The sequence below is a fragment of the Fictibacillus sp. 5RED26 genome (assembly GCF_015903895.1).
Taxonomy (GTDB): domain Bacteria; phylum Bacillota; class Bacilli; order Bacillales; family Fictibacillaceae; genus Fictibacillus; species Fictibacillus phosphorivorans.
Genome location: NZ_JACZDU010000006.1, coordinates 45,217 through 67,332, shown reverse-complemented (window position 1 = coordinate 67,332; position 22,116 = coordinate 45,217). Strand labels below are relative to the sequence as shown.

At 40.2% G+C, this 22,116-nt stretch carries 21 protein-coding genes and 1 riboswitch; of the genes, 11 read left to right on the top strand and 10 right to left on the bottom strand.

Going from position 1 to position 22,116, the window contains the following annotated elements; translation table 11 throughout:
* The first annotated feature begins 28 nt into the window (after nt 1–28).
* From IHV10_RS18290 to IHV10_RS18265, 6 genes are all read left to right on the top strand, one after another.
* Nucleotides 29–901, top strand: a complete 873-nt coding sequence (locus IHV10_RS18290) for a helix-turn-helix domain-containing protein (protein WP_197132832.1) — start codon at nt 29–31, stop codon at nt 899–901.
* A gap of 47 nt (nt 902–948) precedes the next feature.
* Complete coding sequence (locus tag IHV10_RS18285) at nt 949–1,329, top strand: VOC family protein (protein WP_197133095.1); 381 nt, start codon at nt 949–951, stop codon at nt 1,327–1,329.
* A gap of 328 nt (nt 1,330–1,657) precedes the next feature.
* The gene (locus IHV10_RS18280; RefSeq protein ID WP_197133092.1) at nt 1,658–2,347 is read left to right on the top strand and encodes a response regulator transcription factor; all 690 of its coding nucleotides are present in this window, start codon (nt 1,658–1,660) and stop codon (nt 2,345–2,347) included.
* Complete coding sequence (locus tag IHV10_RS18275; protein ID WP_197132830.1) at nt 2,344–3,348, top strand: sensor histidine kinase; 1,005 nt, start codon at nt 2,344–2,346, stop codon at nt 3,346–3,348. The genes IHV10_RS18280 and IHV10_RS18275 overlap by 4 nt, the downstream gene beginning before the upstream one ends.
* A gap of 99 nt (nt 3,349–3,447) precedes the next feature.
* Nucleotides 3,448–4,209: an ABC transporter ATP-binding protein gene (locus IHV10_RS18270; protein ID WP_197132828.1), complete on the top strand. Its 762-nt coding sequence runs from the start codon at nt 3,448–3,450 to the stop codon at nt 4,207–4,209.
* Complete coding sequence (locus tag IHV10_RS18265; RefSeq protein WP_197132826.1) at nt 4,199–6,145, top strand: ABC transporter permease; 1,947 nt, start codon at nt 4,199–4,201, stop codon at nt 6,143–6,145. The genes IHV10_RS18270 and IHV10_RS18265 overlap by 11 nt, the downstream gene beginning before the upstream one ends.
* A gap of 383 nt (nt 6,146–6,528) precedes the next feature.
* On the opposite strand, the gene IHV10_RS18260 is transcribed toward IHV10_RS18265, so the two are convergent.
* The gene (locus IHV10_RS18260; protein WP_137791278.1) at nt 6,529–7,305 is read right to left on the bottom strand and encodes a 3-hydroxybutyrate dehydrogenase; all 777 of its coding nucleotides are present in this window, start codon (nt 7,303–7,305) and stop codon (nt 6,529–6,531) included.
* 22 nt (nt 7,306–7,327) lie between these two features.
* Entirely contained in the window at nt 7,328–8,614 is a 1,287-nt protein-coding gene (locus IHV10_RS18255) for a GntP family permease (RefSeq protein ID WP_197132824.1), read from the bottom strand.
* 167 nt (nt 8,615–8,781) lie between these two features.
* Here IHV10_RS18255 and IHV10_RS18250 point away from each other — a divergent pair, with 167 nt between their 5' ends.
* Entirely contained in the window at nt 8,782–9,663 is an 882-nt protein-coding gene (locus IHV10_RS18250; protein WP_197132822.1) for a LysR family transcriptional regulator, read from the top strand.
* A gap of 109 nt (nt 9,664–9,772) precedes the next feature.
* On the top strand, nt 9,773–10,189 hold the full coding sequence (locus tag IHV10_RS18245; RefSeq protein WP_197132819.1) for a carboxymuconolactone decarboxylase family protein: 417 nt from the start codon (nt 9,773–9,775) through the stop codon (nt 10,187–10,189).
* 210 nt (nt 10,190–10,399) lie between these two features.
* Here the strand turns inward: IHV10_RS18245 and IHV10_RS18240 are convergent, their stop codons facing one another.
* The 3 genes from IHV10_RS18240 to IHV10_RS18230 all read right to left on the bottom strand — a co-directional run bounded on the left by IHV10_RS18240 (nt 10,400) and on the right by IHV10_RS18230 (nt 13,348).
* Complete coding sequence (locus IHV10_RS18240) at nt 10,400–11,014, bottom strand: hypothetical protein (protein ID WP_197132816.1); 615 nt, start codon at nt 11,012–11,014, stop codon at nt 10,400–10,402.
* 167 nt (nt 11,015–11,181) lie between these two features.
* Nucleotides 11,182–12,744, bottom strand: coding sequence for a UDP-N-acetylmuramoyl-L-alanyl-D-glutamate--2,6-diaminopimelate ligase (locus IHV10_RS18235; protein ID WP_197132813.1), 1,563 nt, complete (start codon nt 12,742–12,744; stop codon nt 11,182–11,184).
* 268 nt (nt 12,745–13,012) lie between these two features.
* Nucleotides 13,013–13,348, bottom strand: a complete 336-nt coding sequence (locus tag IHV10_RS18230; protein WP_197132810.1) for a zinc ribbon domain-containing protein YjdM — start codon at nt 13,346–13,348, stop codon at nt 13,013–13,015.
* Nucleotides 13,349–13,586: 238 nt separating this feature from the next.
* Here IHV10_RS18230 and katG point away from each other — a divergent pair, with 238 nt between their 5' ends.
* Complete coding sequence (gene katG, locus IHV10_RS18225; RefSeq protein ID WP_197132807.1) at nt 13,587–15,806, top strand: catalase/peroxidase HPI; 2,220 nt, start codon at nt 13,587–13,589, stop codon at nt 15,804–15,806.
* Between the two features lie 136 nt (nt 15,807–15,942).
* Here the strand turns inward: katG and IHV10_RS18220 are convergent, their stop codons facing one another.
* On the bottom strand, nt 15,943–16,827 hold the full coding sequence (locus tag IHV10_RS18220; RefSeq protein ID WP_197132804.1) for a radical SAM/SPASM domain-containing protein: 885 nt from the start codon (nt 16,825–16,827) through the stop codon (nt 15,943–15,945).
* A gap of 428 nt (nt 16,828–17,255) precedes the next feature.
* On the opposite strand from IHV10_RS18220, the gene IHV10_RS18215 reads away from it, so the two are divergent.
* Nucleotides 17,256–18,179 carry a DMT family transporter gene (locus IHV10_RS18215; RefSeq protein ID WP_197132801.1) on the top strand — a complete coding sequence of 308 codons (924 nt, stop codon included), beginning with the start codon at nt 17,256–17,258 and terminating at the stop codon, nt 18,177–18,179.
* A gap of 209 nt (nt 18,180–18,388) precedes the next feature.
* Here IHV10_RS18215 and IHV10_RS18210 read toward each other — a convergent pair whose 3' ends face one another.
* Together IHV10_RS18210 and IHV10_RS18205 are read right to left on the bottom strand one after the other, a co-directional pair.
* Nucleotides 18,389–18,868, bottom strand: coding sequence for an SRPBCC family protein (locus tag IHV10_RS18210; protein WP_197132798.1), 480 nt, complete (start codon nt 18,866–18,868; stop codon nt 18,389–18,391).
* 138 nt (nt 18,869–19,006) lie between these two features.
* Nucleotides 19,007–20,353 carry an amino acid permease gene (locus tag IHV10_RS18205; RefSeq protein WP_197132795.1) on the bottom strand — a complete coding sequence of 449 codons (1,347 nt, stop codon included), beginning with the start codon at nt 20,351–20,353 and terminating at the stop codon, nt 19,007–19,009.
* Between the two features lie 132 nt (nt 20,354–20,485).
* Nucleotides 20,486–20,564, bottom strand: a riboswitch (glycine riboswitch).
* 231 nt (nt 20,565–20,795) lie between these two features.
* Here IHV10_RS18205 and IHV10_RS18200 point away from each other — a divergent pair.
* Entirely contained in the window at nt 20,796–21,104 is a 309-nt protein-coding gene (locus IHV10_RS18200) for a nucleotide pyrophosphohydrolase (RefSeq protein ID WP_197132792.1), read from the top strand.
* A 71-nt stretch (nt 21,105–21,175) separates the two neighbouring features.
* Here IHV10_RS18200 and rlmH read toward each other — a convergent pair whose 3' ends face one another.
* The gene (rlmH, locus tag IHV10_RS18195; RefSeq protein WP_197133090.1) at nt 21,176–21,655 is read right to left on the bottom strand and encodes a 23S rRNA (pseudouridine(1915)-N(3))-methyltransferase RlmH; all 480 of its coding nucleotides are present in this window, start codon (nt 21,653–21,655) and stop codon (nt 21,176–21,178) included.
* An 80-nt stretch (nt 21,656–21,735) separates the two neighbouring features.
* Nucleotides 21,736–21,900 (bottom strand): CxxH/CxxC protein, encoded by a 165-nt coding sequence (locus IHV10_RS18190; RefSeq protein ID WP_066399497.1) that lies wholly within the window; start codon nt 21,898–21,900, stop codon nt 21,736–21,738.
* Nucleotides 21,901–22,116 lie beyond the last annotated feature (216 nt).

The window sequence follows — 22,116 nt, the reverse complement described above, 5'->3', positions numbered from 1 at the left end:
TATTACTAACTCTTTTAGGAGTAATCATATGACTGAAAATAACGTACGCAAATCCAATTACATCCTTCATGCAAAGAGCGCGCAATTTCATTGGGATGGCACGGGACTTCTCTCTATTAAAACCTTTTCGAACGGAAGGGCTCATTACAAAACGAACCGAGGATATTTTGCTGTTGAAGAAGGAAGTTATCTGCTACTCAATCAAGGTCCTTACACCTTAACCATAGAAGAACACAAATATGTAGAATCGTTCTGTGTCTTTTTCCAAGAAGATTTTGCAAACGATGTATTCCGCAATTTGTCAGATACATCTCGCCGACTTTTAGATAACCCTTTTAGTAATCATACATCTGCTTCATTTTTTGAAAAAACGTATGAACAAAGCCAGGTTCTGACTCAGCAAATGAACCTCTTAAAACATATGACTAATCAATACTCACTTGACTCCAACATGTTAGATGAACAATTTCATTCCATAATGACCACTCTATTCAGAGAACAAATAAAAACTTTTAAAGAAATCGATCGGTTAGATTTAGTCCGTAAATCAACACGCGAGGAAATTTATAAACGAGTCAGCATCGCACATGAATACATAAAAGCCTTTTTTGATAAACAGCTTACATTAGATAAAATTGCAGAAATCTCATGTTTATCTCCTAATCACCTGTTGAGAAATTATTCAACCATCTACAACAGAACACCCTTTCAGCATATTGCTGAGTTAAGGATCGCAAAAGCCATAACGTTGCTCCAGACTTCTGAATACTCCATGACTGATATTACTTATGAAATCGGATTGAATAACCCCGTTTCATTCAGCAGATTATTTAAACAACATATGGGCATCTCCCCCCTTCAATATCGTAAAAAGGTGATTTTGGATAAGAAATTACTTTAACCTTCATTTATGATGAAGAAAATGATAAAGGAGAGATTCACATGACGATTCAGACTAATGTCATTCAAAGAGTTGGACAAGTTGCTGTACCCGTTCAAGATATCAAACGCTCCATTCACTTTTATAAGGACGTATTAGGTTTACAACTTCTTTTCAGCACAGAAAATATGGCTTTTTTCAATTGTAACGGTCTAAGAATACTCCTCAGTCTTCCTGAAAAAGACGAATTTGCAGGAGCAAGTTCCGTTATATACTTTCAAGTAGGAAACATCACAGAAGCTTATGAAGCCCTTAAACAGAAAGATGTAACTTTCCTAGACTCCCCTCATATTGCCGCTAAGATGGAGCATACTGAGACATGGATGGTATTTTATAAGGATTCAGAAGGAAATACCCATGCTTTGATGAGTGAGGTTGTAACATCATAAGTTTTCTAGAAAAGATGCCTATATACAGAAGGCATCTTTTTTCTGCTGTAAATTTGCATCACTTTTCCTTTCATCATTGTGAAGTTGGTTGGAACGTAAGATGCGAGACTCCTGCGGGATCAGTGGGACAGTTGAGACTCCTAACAGCGCAAAGCGCTAGGAGGCTCAACGCACACCCCGCGGAAAGCGAGCGATCTGAAGTGGAAACCAACCACTTTCAAGAGCTCCGAAGCATATGAAAACCAATTAAAAAATTGCACATCCTAGAAAATATCCAAGTTTTGCTATAGACTGAAAAACATATCAAGTAATGATGTGGTGATAAATGATGTTTAAGATTTTGCTCATTGAAGATGATTCGACACTGTTCAGCGAGATAAAAGAGCGATTGTCCCAATGGTCGTATGAAGTGTATGGCATTACTGACTTTGGACGAGTGATGCAGGAGTTTACAGAGGTTAAACCTGACCTTGTTGTAATCGATATTCAGCTACCGAAGTTTGACGGATTTCATTGGTGCCGAAATATTCGATCGCATTCTAATGTACCGATCATCTTTCTGTCTTCGCGTGATCATCCGAGCGATATGGTCCTATCCATGCAGCTTGGAGCAGACGACTTTGTCCAAAAACCGTTTCATTTTGAAGTATTGATCGCAAAGATTCATGCGATTCTTCGGCGTGTTTATAATTACAATACAGACATCGTTAGTCTCAAAACGTGGTGTGGCGCTCAAATTGATTATGAAAAGAATATCGTAACGAACGAAAAAGGTTCCGTCGAACTAACTAAGAATGAAGTGTTCATTCTGAAACTCTTAATCGAGCAGAAGAATAAGATTGTAAGTCGTGATAATCTCATCAACAGCTTATGGGATGATAAAAAGTTCATTAGTGATAATACCCTCACCGTAAATGTGAATCGTTTAAGAAAACGTCTAGAGGAAATCGAACTCGGACAATTCATCGAGACGAAAGTCGGACAAGGCTATCGTGCAATAGAAGAGGATTCTATATGATCAAACGCTATTTGATCGAACGCAGCAGCTGGATATTTTTGTTTTTATTACAACAGCTGATCCTTCTCTTGATTGCCTATCTAGATCCAGCAATCCCCCTTTCTGCTGTTGGCTATATCGTTTTTATTTCACTTATTGTCTTTGTCCTCTTTCTTTTTTATCGGTATCAGAAGGAAACAGCTTTTTTCCAACAGCTTGAGGAAAGAGAAAATGATTTTGATCTTTCTAATATGTCATCACCTTCTACACCTTTTGAAAAAATCGTTAAAAACAGCATTACCGAACAAACAAAGCATTTAAAACAAACAGCTTCTGAGAACCGTTTACTGATCGAACAGGAAAAGGACGATCTCCTAGCCTGGATTCATGAGGTGAAAACGCCGCTGACAGCGATGCACCTTATGATACAGCGAATGGACGATACGCCATTAAAAGGAGATCTGACCTACGAGTGGCTTCGCATCCACCTTCTACTCGATCAACAGCTTCATCAAAAAAGGATTCCTTTTATTAAGAACGATCTTTATATGGAAGTGACTGATCTTGAGACGCTGCTTTTTTCCGAACTTAAAACGCTACAGTCGTGGTGTATCCAAAAAGGGATCGGCTTTGATTTTAACCTTGAAGTCACCCATGTCTTAAGTGATACCAAATGGTTAGCATTTATCATTCGCCAGATCTTAACGAATGCTGTGAAATACAGCCATTCATCAGAGATTATCATCAACTCTTATAAGATGAACGACAGAAACTATTTATCGATTCAAGACTTTGGTCGAGGAATTGATGCAAAGGATATGCCTCGTATCTTTGATAAAGGGTTCACGTCAACGACAGACCATCAGGATCAAGCTTCCACCGGCATGGGCTTATATTTAGCCAAAAAAGCGGCAGACTCTTTACATATTCAACTCTCTGTAGGGTCAAAACGGAATGAAGGAACAACGGTCACGCTCGCTTTCCCAAAAAGAAATGAGTTTGATCAAACGATGGGCATGTGACGAAAGTGTCACATGCTTTTCTGTTTTGTTCGTTGAACAGAAGGAAAAGAGCTGAAATGCTTTCTATAATGAAACTATCAGAGAGGGGTAAATAAAATCATGAGTATATTGAAAGCCGTTAAGCTTCATAAGAGCTATGGAAATAAAAATAATAAACAGCACGTCCTTAAAGGCATCGATCTTTCTGTTGAAAAAGGTGAGTTCATCAGTATTATGGGAGCATCTGGCTCTGGTAAAACGACATTGTTGAACGTCCTATCCTCTATCGATCAAGTGAGCGAAGGTACGATTCATATCAACTCATTTGAGATGACAGCTATGAAAGAAAAACAGCTGGCAGAGTTCAGAAAGAACCACCTTGGTTTCATCTTCCAAGATTACAACCTTTTAGATACATTGACCGTTAAAGAAAATATTCTGCTGCCGCTTTCGATAACGAAAACACCGAAAAAGGAAGCTGAAAAGAAATTTGAGCAAGTCGCAACCGAGCTTGGTATTTCTGAGATAAAAGATAAATATCCGAACGAGATCTCAGGTGGGCAGAAGCAGCGAACATCTGCAGCGCGTGCATTCATTCATGAGCCAAGTATCATCTTCGCGGATGAACCAACCGGAGCACTCGATTCCAAGTCTGCGTCTGACCTTCTCAACAAATTAAGCGGGCTTAATCAGAACAGACAAGCGACGATCCTAATGGTGACCCATGATCCTGTAGCAGCAAGCTATTGCAGCCGTGTGGTGTTTATAAAAGACGGACAGATCTACACGCAGCTTATGAAAGGAGAGCAAGATCGACAGAGTTTCTTTAAGGATATTATGAAAACGCAAGGTGTTTTAGGTGGTGTTCAACATGAACATTAATCAGCTCATCTTTCGCAATTTAAAGAAAAACTTAAGAAACTATTACCTGTATGTTTTTGCTTTAGTATTCAGTTCTGCTCTTTATTTTGCATTTGTAACGCTTCAATATGATCCGTCGATGGATGCTGTTGAAGGTTCAGTAAAAGGTGAAGCCGCGATTCGAGCCGCTTCTATCCTGCTTGTTGTAATCGTATCCGTCTTTCTGCTTTACGCGAACAACATCTTTATCAAACGACGCAGCAAAGAAATCGGGCTGTTCCAATTGATCGGGATGACGAAAAGTAAGATCTTTCGCATTCTTTCTATTGAAAACTTATTCCTCTACTTTGGTTCTCTTTTGATCGGAATCTTTGCAGGATTTTCGTTTTCAAAATTAATGATTCTCGTTTTGTTCAAGACGACTGGTGTAGATTCGATCGCATCTCTAAGGTTTTCACCACAAGCACTCCTACAAACCGTTCTGGTTTTTACAGCGATCTATCTGTTAATCATGATCATGAACTACACGTTCATTAAAAGGCAGACCATACTATCTCTATTCCGTGTCACCTCTTCTACTGAGATCACTGTGAAAAAACTATCTCGCTTTGAGATGGTGATGGGAATCGTGGGTCTCGTTCTAATCACGACAGGTTATATCGTATCTTCCAAACTGTTTGGCGGCGATTTTACAACGATGCCTCAATTATTTGGAGCAATGATCTTTATTTTGGCTGCCGTTATTTTAGGTACGTATTTCTTTTACAAAGGCTCTGTCAGTTTTCTGCTTAACCTAATAAGAAAACGAAAAGGTGGCTACCTATCGATCAACGAAGTGATGTCTCTCGCATCGGTTATGTTCCGCATGAAGTCGAACGCACTTCTGCTTATGATCATTACGACCGTCTCAGCGCTCTCAATTGCTTTGTTGTGCCTTGCATATATCTCGTATTATTCGGCAGAGAAAACGGCTGAAAAAAATGTTCCGCATGACTTTTCAATCATTGATAGAGAGTCCGCTGATACGTTCCAATCCGCTTTAAAGAAGAACAATATTCCGTATTCGGAAAAATCGATTGAAGTGGTCCAGGTGACGGTGAATGCTTCACAGCTTATTGATCGAAGCTTAGAAGAACTCGTAATCGATCCAAAAGCGATGCCACTCCCTTTAATCAGTGAAAAGTCAGTATCTGGCATGGAAGTTTCACGGGATGAAGTGGTCTTTACTGGCTATGACGATCTGCTTCAAAAGTTTATGCCATTAAAGAATTCTGGAACCATCAAAATAAAAGGAAAGACCGAAACGCTCACTCAACGTTATGTAGGCTTAGAAGATATATATCCCGTATCTTGGTATTTCACAGCTGGAGGTGTTCCAACCGCAATCGTTGATGATGCTATTTTTACAAAGATGCAAAAAGATATCGATCCTAAGGTACAAAAAGAATCCAGCCTCTATATTGGGGTCGACATTAAAAATAAAGAACAACTGGAAGAGGCAGATAAACTGTTTAAATCAACCGAAACGTATAAAAAGCTATACAATGAATCTCGTCATGAGATCAGCACGAACCAAAAGAAAAACATGGGACTCATGATGTTTATCGTAGGTTTCCTAGGACTGACTTTCCTCGTCACCTCTGGATGTATCCTCTACTTCAAACAGATGGATGAAGGAGAAAGTGAGAAGCCAAACTATATGATTCTGCGAAAACTAGGTTACACGCAGAGTGACCTGTTAAAAGGTATTCAGTATAAGCAGCTCTTTAACTTTGGAATTCCATTAGTGGTCGGCTTGCTTCACAGTTATTTCGCCGTACAATCGGGTTGGTTCCTGTTCGGAGCTGAACTCTGGACACCTATGATCATCGTCATGGTCATGTATACGATCCTCTATTCGATCTTTGGTGTGCTATCTGTTCTTCATTATAAGAAAGTGGTTAGAGAAGCACTTTAGGGTGATGCTTGCTTTTATATAGGTGATAAATTGAATAAAAAGAACAAAACCGACTAAAACATGATGATCTAGTCGGTTTTTTCTATGGTATACAAATCTTAAGCTTCATTTCGTGTCTCATAGGTGATTTTAGTTGATACCATAAGGGGTATATGGCAAGATCATTCCGGAAAATCCGGTCCTGATTCGTAAAATATTAGGATTAATTCCGCTAGTTTCGTCTATAATTCCACAAGTTTTGCTCATATATTGACGAGTCGACATTAATCGACTGCTATCCTCTATCCATATACCCTCAACCCTGATAAATAAAGGCCGCCTCTTACAACACCCAAAAAGAAAACCCCAGCCAATAAAATGGCTGAGATTCATCAAAACTAAGATTATTGAGCAGTATAACCGCCATCGATTACGATTGCTTGTCCAGTCACACTTTTCGCTTTGTCGCTTGATAGGAACATCGCATAGTCTGCGATCTCGCTAACTTCCATAAGACGTTTTTGAGGAACTAATGGATAGATAACTTCTTCAAGGACTTTATCTAATGAAACGTTTCTTGTTTTCGCTAAGTCTTCCATCTGACCACGAACAAGTGGTGTGTCCACGTAACCTGGGCAAAGCGCGTTAACTGTAACACCTTCTGCTGCTGATTCTAATGCTGCTACTTTTGTAAGACCGATTACACCATGTTTCGCACTGTTATAAGCCGCTTTTCCAGCAAATCCAATCAAACCATTGATGGATGAGATGTTGATGATACGTCCGAAACCTTGTTGCTTCATGATCGGCATTACATGCTTTGTTGCGATGAATGGTGCAGTTAGCATGATTTTGATCATGAGTTCGAATTTAGCTGTTGGAAACTCTTCGATTGGTGAAACGTGCTGAAGACCAGCGTTGTTGATCAGAACGTCAACTCGGCCATATTCCTTGTGAGCTGTTTCGATCATGCTCTTGATGTCTTCTTCACTTGTAACGTCAGCTTTAAGACCGATTGCTTCAAGTCCAAGACCTTTTAATTCTTCTGCAGCCTTTTTAACGCCTTCTTCATTAAGGTCAGTTAAGACTACTTTGCTTCCGTTCTCTGCGAATGTTTTTCCGATTTCAAATCCGATTCCACTTGCAGAACCTGTAATAACGACTACTTTATTTTCTACCATACGACTCACTCCTAAAAAGTTTTTATATAATACCCATGCTTGCCATAATGATTCCTACGATTACGGCAATGGTAGGGATAATTAAAGCGACTACAAATACATCTTTGTACGTTTCTTTATGCGTTAACTGTGTTACCGCAAGAAGGGTTAACAATGCTCCGTTATGAGGCAGGATCGATGCTCCAGAGGCAATGGATGCCATTCTATGGAACGCTTCAGGACTCATGCCTGTTGACTGAGACAAATCATAATACGTTCCGCCAAGAGCTTGTAACGCGATTCCCATACCACCTGATGCTGAACCTGTGATCATCGCTAAAAGCTGTACGACTAAGGATTCAGATACGAGCGGGTTGCTTGAGATTCCTAAAAGCATATCAGTGATTTTGTCGAAGTCCGGTACACTCGTTACAACCGCACCGAATCCAACGGCAGCACTCGTATTGATGATGGCCATAACAGAACCTTTAGCACCCTCGTTCATAGAAGGAATGAACGTTTTGTATTGCTTTGCATTAATAAGAAGAATGGCTAGAATTCCAGCTAACAACGAAGGAATTGGAGCGATTTTTAAGAAATTAAGTAAAATAACTACAACGATTAAAGGGACTAATGAAAGAATCCAGTTTGGAAGGTTCTCCTCATTTTCATCTTCATTCTCTTTTGATTTATTTGGTTCTGTATACTTTTCACCAGCTGCTGTTAAACGGTTCTCTCTGAACTTCAGCCAGAAATAGCCGCCAACTGCCATGATCAGCGTAGCTACAATACCGATAATGGTACCCGCCATAGGGGTTGTCTTAAACGTGTTCATCGGAATTAAGTTTTGAATCTGTGGTGTACCTGGTACAGCAGTCATCGTAAACGTGAATGCCCCAAGAACGATCGTAGGTGCGATCAATCTTCTAGAGATATCTGCTTTTTTAAACAATGCCAATGCGATCGGATAGATAGCGAACACAACAACAAACAGACTCACACCACCGTAAGTTAAGACAGCTGATGCTACCAAAACTCCGAGAATCGCACGTTTTTCACCAATAAACTTCGTGAACTGAATCGCAACCGATTTAGCAGCTCCCGTATCTTCCATCAACTTACCGAGTACAGCTCCTAATAAGAAGATCGGAAACCATGCTTTTGCGAAATCTACAAAGCCGGTCATATACGTATTGGTATACGCGTCCATCAAGTCTAAACCACTCATTAGAGCAACAATACCCGCTACGATTGGAGCGACCCAGATGATCGACCAGCCGAGGTACGCAAAAAACATGAGTAGAGCCAGACCTATTATGATACTAATCAAAATCTTTCCTCCTTTTTTATATAGAAAGAGTGCGCTTTCATCTATTAGCACTTACTTTTCAAAAGTTTTCTTTGCACGAAGGACATTTTACTCCTGTGTATTTATTAAGTAAAATGAATTATAACTATAGATAGTATGCACAAAAGTTATAGAATGGAGTTCTCTCTATGGATATTCGACAATTGACCTATTTTCATGCTGTGGCCAAGCACAAAAGCTTCACGAAAGCTTCTACCGTACTGCATTTATCTCAGCCTAGTCTTAGTAAAATGGTAAAAAGTTTAGAAGACGAACTTGAGATGGAACTGATCGATCGTTCTTCCAGGCAGATCGAACTAACAGAAGCCGGCGAGATCGTGTTTGAACAGAGCAAGATGATTCTAGAGTCTTTAGACAACCTATCATCAAACCTTTACGACTTAATGAACTTAAAAAAAGGGAAAATCAAAATTGGAATTCCCCCGCTTATCGGCTTTTTATTTTTCCCTAAAATCATCAAGAAATTCAAAGCTTCTTATCCGGAAATACAGATTCAGCTCGTGGAGCATGGCGCGAACCGTGTTCAGCGAGAAGTGAATGACGGACTCTTAGATCTCGGGGTTGTCGTCATGCCCTTAAATGAAGATAAACTTGAGATTGTTTCTTTCTTAACGGAGCAGCTCATGTTGTTTGTTCATCACTCACATCCGCTCGCAGGTAGAGAAAAAGTAATGATGAAAGAATTGGAGAATGAATCTTTTATTATCTTCAAAGAAGGATTTACCTTACATGATCGTGTAATCGAAGAGTGTATTACAGCTGGTTTTCATCCGAAGATATCCTATGAAAGCTCACAGTGGGACTTTATCAGCGGTATGATTGGGGAGAACTTGGGGGTTTCGATCTTTCCAGAGTCAATTGCAAAAAAGGTAGATCAAAATTTGATTAAAGCCATTCCGATTGTTGATCCTTCACTGCCTTATAAGCTAGGTATTATAAAAAAGAAAGATAAATACGTTACGTATGCGACTCGAGAATTTATTAATATGCTTTCACCATTTAGCGAATAAGATCTAAAATTATAACAATAATGCATACTTTAGATATATTATATGTATTTTACGAATAGTTTGAAGTGAGATAAAGTTGTTCCTATACAGATTATAGGAGGCACTACTCATGGAAAAAGATCGTTTTCAAAATGGATTAGATAAGTTAATGGAGTATACGTTAACGGATAACAAAGACATTTCAACGCACTTAAAAATCTCAGATGACCTGCAAGATATCGCGCCTGATGTAGGGAAATACATTATTGAATTTGCGTACGGCGAGATTTATTCACGAGCAGGACTCACGAACAAACAAAGAGCGCTTGTAACGATATCTTCTCTAGTGACACAAGGAACGGAGCCTCAGTTGGAGCTTCATATCAATACAGGGCTGACGGCGGGACTGACAAAAGAAGAGATCGTGGAGAGCATCACGCACTTGATCCCATATACAGGTTTTCCTCGTGTGTTGAACGCGTTAACGATTGCGAAGAAAGTTTTTGCAGTGCGAGATGAAGAAGTGAGTGAATCAAAGGCACATTAAGAAAAAGTAGCTATCCTTTTACAGGGTAGCCACTTTTTTTGTTATGTCTAGAAGATTTGAAAGAGGTTGTTTTGCGCTCCAGGATGCTCGCTTTCCGGGGGGCGTGCGGTGATCCCCCAGGAGTCTCGCACCTTACACTCCAAACAACTTATCCATGATGTCTTTTAGAAGTCTATGTCTTATCACTAACTCAATTCATTGGATTAGCATTTACAAGAAATCTCCTTCTTCTGTTTGCTCCAATTGCTCTGATTGACTTGGAGCATCTTTATATTCGATGTCGTATTTCTTGCTCAACAACTCCATCTCTGCGTGGTAAGCGTCTACCAACTGAAAGTATTCTTTTAATTTCAGATTAGACTGTGTCATCAGATTTTCATCTTGTTGTTCTAACGCTTGTCTTTGAAGAATTAAGCCTTCGTAAAATGTTTCGGTAGCTTTTACGATTTGCCTTTTCATACCCACTAATTCTTCTCCTTGAACATCGATGGTTTTTGCTTGGGAAACTGCTTTTTCATAGGCAGGAATCGTCGTTTCCACTAACTCCAAATACATCGTTTCGTCGTCTGTATAGTTTGCACCTGAAACGCTAGCTAAAGAATCAAAGGCTTGTACTTCATAGGTAGATACTGCTGCCACGTCCACATTGATGAATTTTAATACAGCCTCTTGCTGTTCTGCCGTATTGATAGGCTCAGAAAAACTCTGTGTTTCCTCTTCGTTCTGAGTTAAGTCATTGCTCGTCCGATTTAAAGCCATTTCGCTCGAGTTCGCACCTGTCACAATCGAACTCACTAAAAAAGAAACTAAGAAAAGTGTATTCACGCTGTCAGCTCCCTCAACATTTTGTAAGTATTAACCAATACCCGGGTTGTTCAGGGGTTATGCCCCTTAACTGTAAAAACAGCGTGTTCGATGTTTCGTTTATTGAAAACAAAACGAGTAAAAACCCCGCTATATCCATAACGGGGTTCAAGTTTATCCTAACTTTATTATAAAATGTTTCTCTTTTTAGGTGCAGCCCATCTTATCTTAGAAGAAGCAAACATTCTCCCACTCTTCGCCACTTTTTTACTTCTAAAAAAGTCAGCAATGATGTCTTTGTCAGAGTGAGGGATCTTCTCACCTTTTACAATTTGAGCCCCATTGATGCAGCCGCTCGTGAGGAGAACAATGTCATTTTCTTCACTCAGAGACAATGCCTTAATCACTGCATCATGACGCGTAAGTTCTGAATGAATGTTAGGTGCGTCAGGATTTTTGAACCCTTTCATCACGTGACCAACGATCTCACTCGGATCGTTGTATCCTGGATGATCGACAGACACGACGATTTCATCCGCTTGGTTCTCAATCGTTTCTGCCATTTTTGGCATCTTCTCTTTATCTCTTATTCCGATACCCATGACTAACACAATCAGTCGACTGTATGGCAGCTTTTTCACTTCTGTTACAAGGTTTTGTAACGCAACCGGTGTGTGCGCGTAATCCAAAATGATCTTTCGTTTTTGCTTATGGATGATTTCAAATCTTCCTTCTGGTCCTGTCATTTCAGGAAGAACTTGAAGCATTTTTTCTAGTGGTATTCCAATATGCATGCCTGTACAGATTGCAGAAAGCAGATTCGCGATATTATAAGATCCGTAAAAAGGTGTTATGACAGAATAACGTTTTCCGTGAAGTGATAAGGTAAATGAAGTACCGTTCGAAACCTGCTTAACATCCGTAGCGATCACATCCGCATCGCTCTCTTCATTCATGCTGTACGTTAGCAAAGGACCAGTAAACAACTCAACGATTTCTTTACCCATACCTTCGTCATCTATGTTCACAACCGCTTTTTTGGCTTGTTTAAACAACTTTAGCTTCGCTTGTTTGTAGTTTTCAAACGTATGATGAAACTCTAGATGTTCTGGTGACAAGTTTGTATGGATGGCAACATCAAAATGGATGCCCGCTGTTCTTTTTTGTTCAATTCCAACAGAAGTAACTTCCATCGCAGCGAGCTGATCACCATTCTCTACAAACTGTTTGAAAATGTGATGAAGATCAGGCGCTTCAGGCGTTGTTGGCGTTGACTGTTTTATGTCCAGATTTCCTGTAGAGGAAATCATACCGGTAGTTCCGATCGAACCGGATTTTACATCACAAAGGTTCATCAACGATCTAACATAAGCTGCAACCGTCGTTTTACCATTCGTACCAGTAATACCAACTGTTATTAATTGTTCATGTATACGTTCGTTAAATAGGATAGATAATTGAGCCATAAATACGCGAGCATCTTCAACGAGTAAGAATGTACGATCTCTATAAACTTCGCTCGCCTCTTTTAAAACCTTCTTATTTTCACCGGCCACCACAACTGCACCGTTCTGGATAGCACTTTCAATAAAGGTGTGACCGTCAAATTGTTCTCCAGTTATACAGACAAAGGAAGAGTTATTGGTTACGTTTCTGGAATCAAAGCAGACAGAAGAAATGGATTGCTGTTTGCTTCCCCAAATTTCCCGAATACCTAATTGCTGCTTTTTTTGTTCAAAATGTATATTCATTCTGCCTCTCCTTTTGCGATCAATCTATGAATAATTACTATAGTAGAATATAAAGGTTTGTATTTAAAATTTTTATGCACACATACTTTCTTTAAATACCCTAAGTATTCGATTGTTAACCTTTTTTTATTTATGTTTCTTCAGCTTTTTTTGAGAAAAAATAGGCGTTAAATACTGGAAGGACAAGGATTAACCAATTAGGATCTTGAGGAGTAGGATTATTTTACGAAAAAAATAACCACCGAAGAATGGTGGTTATTCTGAATCTCTATATCTTTTTTACAAACTCGGACTTCAATTTCATCGCGCCAAATCCGTCGATCTTACAATCAATATCATGATCGCCTTCAACGAGACGAATGCCTTTTACTTTCGTGCCGATCTTAATAACAGAAGATGTACCTTTGACTTTAAGGTCTTTAATAACAGATACAGAGTCACCATCTTGAAGGATGTTTCCGTTGAAATCTTTTACAACCTTTTCGTCAGATTCACTCTCTGTTTCGTGGGACCATTCATTAGCACATTCAGGGCAAATGAGAAAAGCTCCGTCCTCATACACATAAGCAGAGCTACATTTTGGGCAGTTTGGTAGGTTAGACATTCAGTGTTCCTCATTTCTAATTGTTATTGTTCATTTTACCATACTTATTTATGGCTCAAGATTCCTTTCAGAGCGGTCGTTTCATACATAGTCCTTAATGTGAACATCAAAAGTGCATTACGCTTTGAATCCACATTCCTGTCCTCTATAATTGAGTTATCATAATTATCAAATATTTAACATCATGGCTTTTCGTGTTTTGCAATTTTAAGTTCCAAAAAAGGAAGGGGAAATTGTAATGGAAAACAACAACAAGCCCGATCAAAAAGAACACACATCAGCAGGTCAATGTCCTGTCACACACCACAAGGATAGTGCGATTACGACTTCAAGAGCGCCACATGGTACTACGAATAAGGATTGGTGGCCGAACCAACTCAATTTAAATGTTCTTCGCCAGCATGACAAAAAATCGAACCCGTTGGGAGACGATTTTAATTATCGTGAAGAGTTCTCTAAATTGGATTACGACGCACTGAAAAAAGATCTTCATGCGTTGATGACCGACAGCCAAGATTGGTGGCCAGCGGATTACGGTCACTATGGTCCTTTCTTCATCCGTATGTCTTGGCATGCGGCAGGTACATACCGTACAGCTGATGGACGCGGTGGGGGTGGATCAGGTTCTCAACGCTTCGCACCTCTAAACAGTTGGCCAGATAACGTAAACCTTGATAAAGCTCGCCGTCTGTTATGGCCGATCAAACAAAAATACGGCAACAAGATCTCATGGGCAGATCTCCTTGTTTTCACGGGTAACGTAGCCATTGAATCAATGGGGTTAAAAACGTTTGGTTTTGCTGGTGGCCGTGAAGATATTTGGCATGCCGAAGAAGATGTTTATTGGGGAACGGAAAAAGAATGGCTAGCGGACAACCGTTATTCGGGTGACCGTGAGCTTGAAGACCCGCTAGCTGCGGTTCAAATGGGTCTAATCTATGTGAATCCTGAAGGACCTAACGGAAAGCCAGATCCGCTCGCAAGTGCTCGTGATATTCGTGATACGTTCAGCCGTATGGCGATGAATGACGAAGAAACCGTTGCACTTATCGCAGGTGGTCATACATTTGGAAAAGCGCATGGCGCAGGCGACCCTTCTCTTGTAGGTGACGATCCTGAAGCAGCAGACATCGAAACACAAGGACTAGGCTGGCTAAGCCGTCACGGCAGCGGAAAAGGCCGTGATACCATTTCGAGTGGTATTGATGGAGCTTGGACGTCGAACCCAACACAATGGGATAACGGATACTTTGATCTTCTATTCGGTTACGAGTGGGAGTTAACGAAAAGTAGAGCAGGCGCTTACCAATGGACACCTGTCGATATGACGGAAGAGCATATGGCTCCTGATGCAGAAGATCCATCCATCAAAGTGAAAACGATGATGACAACCGCTGATATGGCATTGCGTATGGATCCGGAGTATGAAAAAATTTCTCGCCGTTATTACGAGAATCCAGATGAATTCGCTGATGCTTTTGCACGCGCGTGGTTCAAGCTTCTTCACCGTGACATGGGGCCGAAAGTGCGTTATCTCGGTCCAGAGGTTCCAGACGAAGAGCTCATCTGGCAAGACCCTGTTCCAAGTGTAGATTATGATCTATCACCATCTGACATCGCTCAGTTAAAAGAAAAGATCCTAAATACAGGACTATCAGTGAGTGAGCTCGTTAAAACGGCATGGGCCTCCGCTAGCACATACCGCGTTTCTGATATGCGTGGAGGTGCGAACGGTTCACGCATCCGCCTAGCTCCTCAAAAGAGTTGGGAAGCGAACGAACCCCAACAGCTGGAGAAAGTGCTAGGAATCTATCAAGATCTACAAAACCAGCTCGACACGAAGGTGAGCCTAGCCGATTTAATCGTTCTTGGCGGAAGTGCAGCCGTCGAAAAGGCAGCAAAAGATGCAGGCTTTGATGTTACGGTTCCATTTACACCTGGACGCGGTGATGCAACGCCTGAACAAACAGATGATGTTTCGTTTGATGTACTAGAGCCGGTATCAGACGGGTTCCGCAACTATCAAAAGAAAGAATATAGTACAAGCCCTGAAGAGATGTTTGTAGACAAAGCACAGCTCCTAGGTCTGTCTGCTCCTGAAATGACTGTCCTCGTCGGAGGTCTTCGTGTTCTTGGAACAAACTATAAGAATACGAAACACGGCGTATTCACAGACCGCGTTGGCACGTTAACGAACGACTTTTTCGTAAACTTGCTCGACATGGGCGTAGAGTGGAAATCAACAGGCTTTAACGAGTACGAAGGTCGCGATCGTAAATCAGGAGAAGTGAAGCGAACCGCTTCCCGCTTTGATCTCGTGTTCGGATCCAACTCAGAACTTCGTGCACTCGCTGAAGTGTATGCGCAGAATGACAACCAAGAAAAATTCGTACGCGACTTTGTCGCAGCATGGGTAAAAGTAATGGACGCTGATCGATTTGATGTTAAATTAAAATAATAAATAATGAACGCACCTAATCACAATGCTGATGCAGAATTTGCTGCTTCAGAGCTCTTGAGATTAGGTGCGTTTTTTTGCCCAAAAAAAAGACAGGGTAACTCCCCGCCTTAAATGTCTTGCATATGTTTTCCTACTATTTACCAAACCGCTTACGATAACCACATTTTCTACAAAGTTCTTCAACCGCTTCTCTTCGCGAAAAACCATCTACAAGATTATTCGCTCGGTCACCTTCAATAATAGTTGAGAAGTCTGTTTCATTAATATTTCCTAAGTTAATGACCCCTTCTCCATCTAGGCAGCATGGAATGACTGTACCGTTCGCCAAAATGCCCGCTTGATTGCGAAGGCCGTAGCAGAACCCTTTTCCGTCGTCCTCTTCTTCATGCAGTGCCGGCCATTTAAACTCGTAATCTTGATTGATGAAAATTTGATCCGCTAGTTTGATACCTTTACCCGGCGTGAGCTTTTCTTCAATTTTAAAAGCGAGATTAAATTCATTCTCAATAATCTCAAGCAGCTGACGGTTACGCTGTTTCTCCAAGTTCGTTGCATTGTCTTGCGTCAAGTTCCAAAGCCTTAAAGAAACAAATAACGAAGACTCTCTCGTTGCTTCTTGTACAAATGCAAGGATCGTTCTAACGTATTCTTCTTTATCCGTCATACTCTGACCAACGTGGCCATCGAAGCTATGAAGGGAGAAATTCATCTGTCTGAGCGCAGGCTTATTAATGAGCTTGTCCCAATTCTTTTTAATGAGCGTCCCATTCGTCGTGATGTTAACTTTAAATCCTCTTTCATGGGCCAAGTCCAATAACTGATCAATTTTAGGATGAAGCAGCGGCTCACCTTTTACATGTAGATAGATGAAATCAGTATAAGGCTTGATCTGGTCTAAACGTTTCTTAAAATCATCAATGGATATGAATTGTTTAGCTCGTTCAGTTGGAGGACAAAAATGACACGCCAAATTACAGATGCTCGTAATCTCTATATAAAACTTCTTAAATCTTTTCATGGGTATTCCTCATTTCGCAAACTCTTGATACATACACTAATGCTCATTTAACCCATAGTGTACATAAACTACCTGCTTTTTTAACTCTTTCTTATTAGAGCACAATTCATTAAAAAGATAAACGTGTTATGAGGAAATTAACAGATGAAAACGAAAGGTTGGTCGTTCGGTTGTTCTTTAACTATCTAAACGAAAAAGCAAAAAGAAGAGAACTCCTTTTGTTTCCCTTCTTCGTCAGTCACTATTTTATCAGCCTTTTTCTATCACCTTTGCACTTGTATGATTATTAGATATCTGCGCGTTCTGCCGCTTCCTTCTCCTCGTTTCACAAGAACTTTCTTGATTCTAGCTAAGCTTCTCATCCTCATGTTTTTTCGAGGACAAGCATAAGATGGTAGAACAATTGACTGGGAAAGGAAAGCCTATCTATGATTTCATTTCGAAAAATGCTAGGAGCCTCATTGTATGCCACCATGTCCATCAGCCTTTGGGGAATATCCTTTGTCTCGACTAAAGCGGTATTGGACAAGCTTGATCCCTTTACACTTCTGGTCATCCGTTTTGGTATAGGTGCATTATTTTTATTAGTGCTTATCCTTGTAAAAAAGGAACATTCCATGAAGCTGCCGATACAGTATATCCCTCACTTAATCGTATTAGGGATTCTTGGTGTTTTTCTTCATCAAGTTATTCAGGCAAGCGCACTTTTATCCATTGATGCATCCTCTGCAGGCTGGCTCATTACGTTATCCCCGATTTTTACCGTCGTTCTTTCCATGGTCTTTCTGCATGAAAAGATGACATTTCCAAAGGCTATTGGAATTATTTTGGCCATTAGTGGTGTATTGCTGGTCACAACAGCAGGTGGAGACAGGTCATTAGGATTCTCGATCAACATCGGGTATCTACTGATGGTTCTCAGTACTTTAAATTGGGCCATTTATTCAGTTTTACTAAAAAGCCTAAAAGTGCCATTGCCTGCATTGGTCCTCACCTTTTACATGAGTACTTTGGGACTTTTGCTTACTCTCCCATTCATCTTTCAGAACAAAAGCTGGGAAAAGCTTACTCTTCTAGATGGCGTAGAATGGGCTCATCTTATCTTCCTTGGAGTCTTTGTATCCGGTATTGCCTACTGGTACTGGGCAAAAGCATTAGAGGTGTTGGAGGCCACTCAAGTATCTGTTTTCTTATACCTTGAACCAGTCTCTACACTGATAGCAGCCGTGCTACTTCTACATGAAAAGGTTATTTATACCAGTATTCTAGGTGGAGCAATTATTATCCTTGGGGTTATTTTCGTAAATGGTCATCTAGTTGGACTCATAAATCGATGGAGTGCGAGGAGGTAGGGAAAGCAAAGGGACGGTTCTGCTGCTTCCTAACTTACAACTGTAAACACTAAAGGATTCACCTTTCCATCTAATTATAAAATAAGAAGCACGAGAACCGTCCCCACGCCCCTAAACTAAAAAACAAAAAGATTAATAAAATAACTGAAACAAGCCAGAGATTTTAAAAAATCTCTGGCTTGTTAATCCGATAAATTTCATGTGTCTATTTACAATTTCTCAGTAAAAGCAGCAAGATTTTCTAGCGTGGACTTTAGTCCAGTGTCGTGATCTTCCTTACGAATACCTTCTGGTACGTTTTCACAAATGATTGTAACATTAGTGCCTCCCAAAACATCTTCCAATATCCATTTCTGTATCATCTCACCCGAGAAAGCAGGATCTTCGGAATTGAAGTTAACAGATTGGACAATTCGCTGGTTTGGGACCAGCTCCAAAAATGTTCCTTCCGCCACATCGGTGTTATACGACGTTTTGCCAAGAATCAACTCATCCAATTCATACGTAAGCGTCATTTTATAAGCTCCTCCTTCACGGCAATCATAGGTATCAATTTTACCCGACATCCCTTCAGGCGGAAGCCATTGAATTAGTGAATCCGGATTTATAATAGCTAGATAGACGATTTGAGGTGGAACTGGGATTACTTTTGAAGCAGTGTCTGTTCTCCGATTTCTTGACAAATTCACCCTAAAAACCTCCTTGTAATTAACTCTAAAGGAAAATTCGTCGCTTCCTGCATTTCACCTGCTTAAAGATGCTACTTATAAAATGTAAGATGTCTTTAAGGATCCAGATCAATGATGCATTCCAAATAACCAATCCTTTTATTTCAGCATAGGTTTTTTAAAAGCATACAAGAAAAATAATAAAATAAACCAAATGGGTGTCAGCAATAACGCCGGACGTGTAGCTTCTGCCACGAGCAGCACGATCAAAATTAACCCAAACAGCGCGAGCACCACATAATTAATGAATGGAGCAAAAGGTGCTTTGAACGTTGACTTCTTGTGCAAATCAGATCGTGTTTTACGGTATTTAATATGGCTAATCAAGATTACGCTCCACACCCAGATGAAACAGATGGCACTGATGGTCGTTACGATGCCAAAAGCTTGCTCTGGAATAAGCTTGCTGAGGAGCGCTCCAACTGAAACAACTATAGTCGAAACCCATAACGCGTTTCCTGGCACAGCATTTTTCGTTAGTTTCTTAAAAGAACGAGGAGCCTGCTCACTCTTGCTTAACGTAAAAAGAATACGACTCGTTGAGAACAACCCGCTGTTGCAGGCAGATGCCGCTGAAGTCAGTACAACGAAATTGATAATCCCAGCTGCAAGCGGAATCCCTATCAAGCTAAACGTTTTAACAAACGGACTTTCCGTTGCGTTTAACTCTGTCCATGGATTGATGCAGAGCAGCACGATCAATGCGCCAACATAGAAAAATAGAATTCGAAGTGGAATTTTATTGATCGCAGACGGGATATTCTTTCTTGGATTAGACGTTTCTGCTGCCGCTACACCGACTAACTCCACTCCCACAAACGCGAACACAACCATTTGGAACGAGAGTAGGAAACCAGTCACACCATTAGGAAACAAACCTCCATGTTCCCATAGGTTGCCTAAGGAAACCGTTCCCGCATCCGTCTGGTAACCCATAACGAGTAGAACTACGCCTATCACAATTAACGCTAGAATCGTAATCACCTTGATTAATGCGAACCAAAACTCCAATTCACCGAAAAGCTTTACCGTTAATAGGTTCAGTCCAAGTAAAAGAAGCAAACAAACAATCGCCGGAACCCACTGCGGTATATCAAACCAATATTGAACATAGACACCGACCGCTATCACATCGGCCATCGCAGTCATGATCCAACAGAACCAATACGTCCATCCTGTGATAAACGCAGCTCGCGGACCAAGATAATCCTCCGCAATATCGGTAAACGACTCATAACCTGCGTTTGAAAGCAGCAGTTCCCCTAACGCTCTCATCATAAAAAACAAAGCGACCCCAACGATCAAATAAGCAAAAATAACAGACGGTCCGGCAAGCTGAATCGCTTTTCCTGAACCTAAAAATAACCCCGTACCAATCGTTCCGCCAATAGCAATCAGCTGCACATGACGGTTAGCTAAATCTCTCTTCAACTCTTGCTGTGACACGTATGAATCCTCCTTCTAAGATGCAAATACAACGTAAAAAAGAGACTGGAGGAATCTCCAATCTCTTGTACATTAGAATATGAAAAAAGCATTCACTGCGCTAGATATGACAGGCACAACAAAGTCAAAATTCGATACTCTTCTGTCCGTTTGCCTGAGATTGTGAACCCTTCGGCGCCGCTAACAAAGCGGTCTCTCCAGAAGCTGCTCCTGCTGTAGTACGACCTACAGCGATCATAGCTTGCTATCTATAAATATTTTTTAGTTATGAATATAATTTTCAATACTATTATGGAGTTGGGGTTTTGTCAACTGTACAATACTGGTATTGCATTGAACATAACTGCTTTACGAGTTTATCCTCTACTACCTGCACTAAAGTGATAAAATTATATGAACTAGATTTTAACCCAAAAAAGACTATGACTAAGGATGAGCATACATGAATGAAATTAAACAGCTAATAAACGCTATCAATGAATTTCGAGATGAAAGAGGCTGGAAACCTCACCATAATCCAAAAGATCTTGCCATTTCTCTTTCAATTGAAGCTGCTGAACTATTAGAAGATTTTCAATGGAGAAGCAGTGAAGAGGCTGTAGAACAAAACATAGAAAATATTAAAGAAGAAATCGCTGATGTTTTCATTTACGGACTCATGCTATGTAGTGAACTTGATCTGGATGTTGAGACAATTATTAAAGATAAGATTAAGAAAAATGGGTTGAAGTATCCTGTGTCGAATAGTTAGATACCCAATACAAACTGCAAAAAGAAACAGCACCTTTATAAGATAGGTGCTGTTTCTTATTAAAAGAATTATTATTTATGGTACGGTTCTCCTCTATTAATCCTGAAAGCTCTATAAATCTGCTCAACCAACACCAACTTCATCAACTGATGCGGATACGTAATCTTTCCAAATGAAATCTTCTCATTCGCCCGCTCCATTACAGCGTCACTTAACCCTAGGGATCCTCCAATGACAAATGCCACTTTGCTTTTCCCATAAGTCGCTAGCTGATCTAAATTCTTAGCCAAATCTTCCGATGAAACAGCCTTTCCTTCGATCGCCATTGCAATCACATGAACATCTTGGCCGATCTTTGCCAGAATTCTTTCACCTTCAGCGTTTTTAACCATGATCATCTCTTGATCACTTAATGTTTCAGGTGCTTTTTCATCAGGAACCTCGATAATTTCTACTTTTGCATAAGGTCCTAATCTTTTTAAGTATTCATCTATACCTAGTTTTAAGTATTTTTCTTTTAATTTCCCTACGGAAACGATTGAAATATTCACTTGTTGAAAACTTCCTTTCAAATAAGTTATCCCCAGAACTTATCCACATATGCACAATTAGTGCTATATCTTGTAGGCGTTCATATGTTCGATACTTTATATACACCTTTGTTATCACAGTATTCACAACCTGTTGATAACTCATCATTCTCTGTTAGTAACTCTACAACTGGTGGCGTTTCAAATTCATCCACAATGATGTCAATCGCAAGCTCAGCATGGTCTTTGCAGCAAATAATAACCAAATCTTTTCACTCCTAACTTATCCACAATTCTTCTTATTACACTAACGAATATACAGCTGTGTGTAAACAATCCGCTAAAATAAAGTTGTCCACATGTGGAATCAACATTAGATTTTTCTTAAATGGTAGGGGTATTTGTATTTCTTATCTTTTGTCTTTTATTTTCATTCTTCACCGTCAAGTTGATTGTAGTGGAAGGTGCGAGACTCCTGTGGG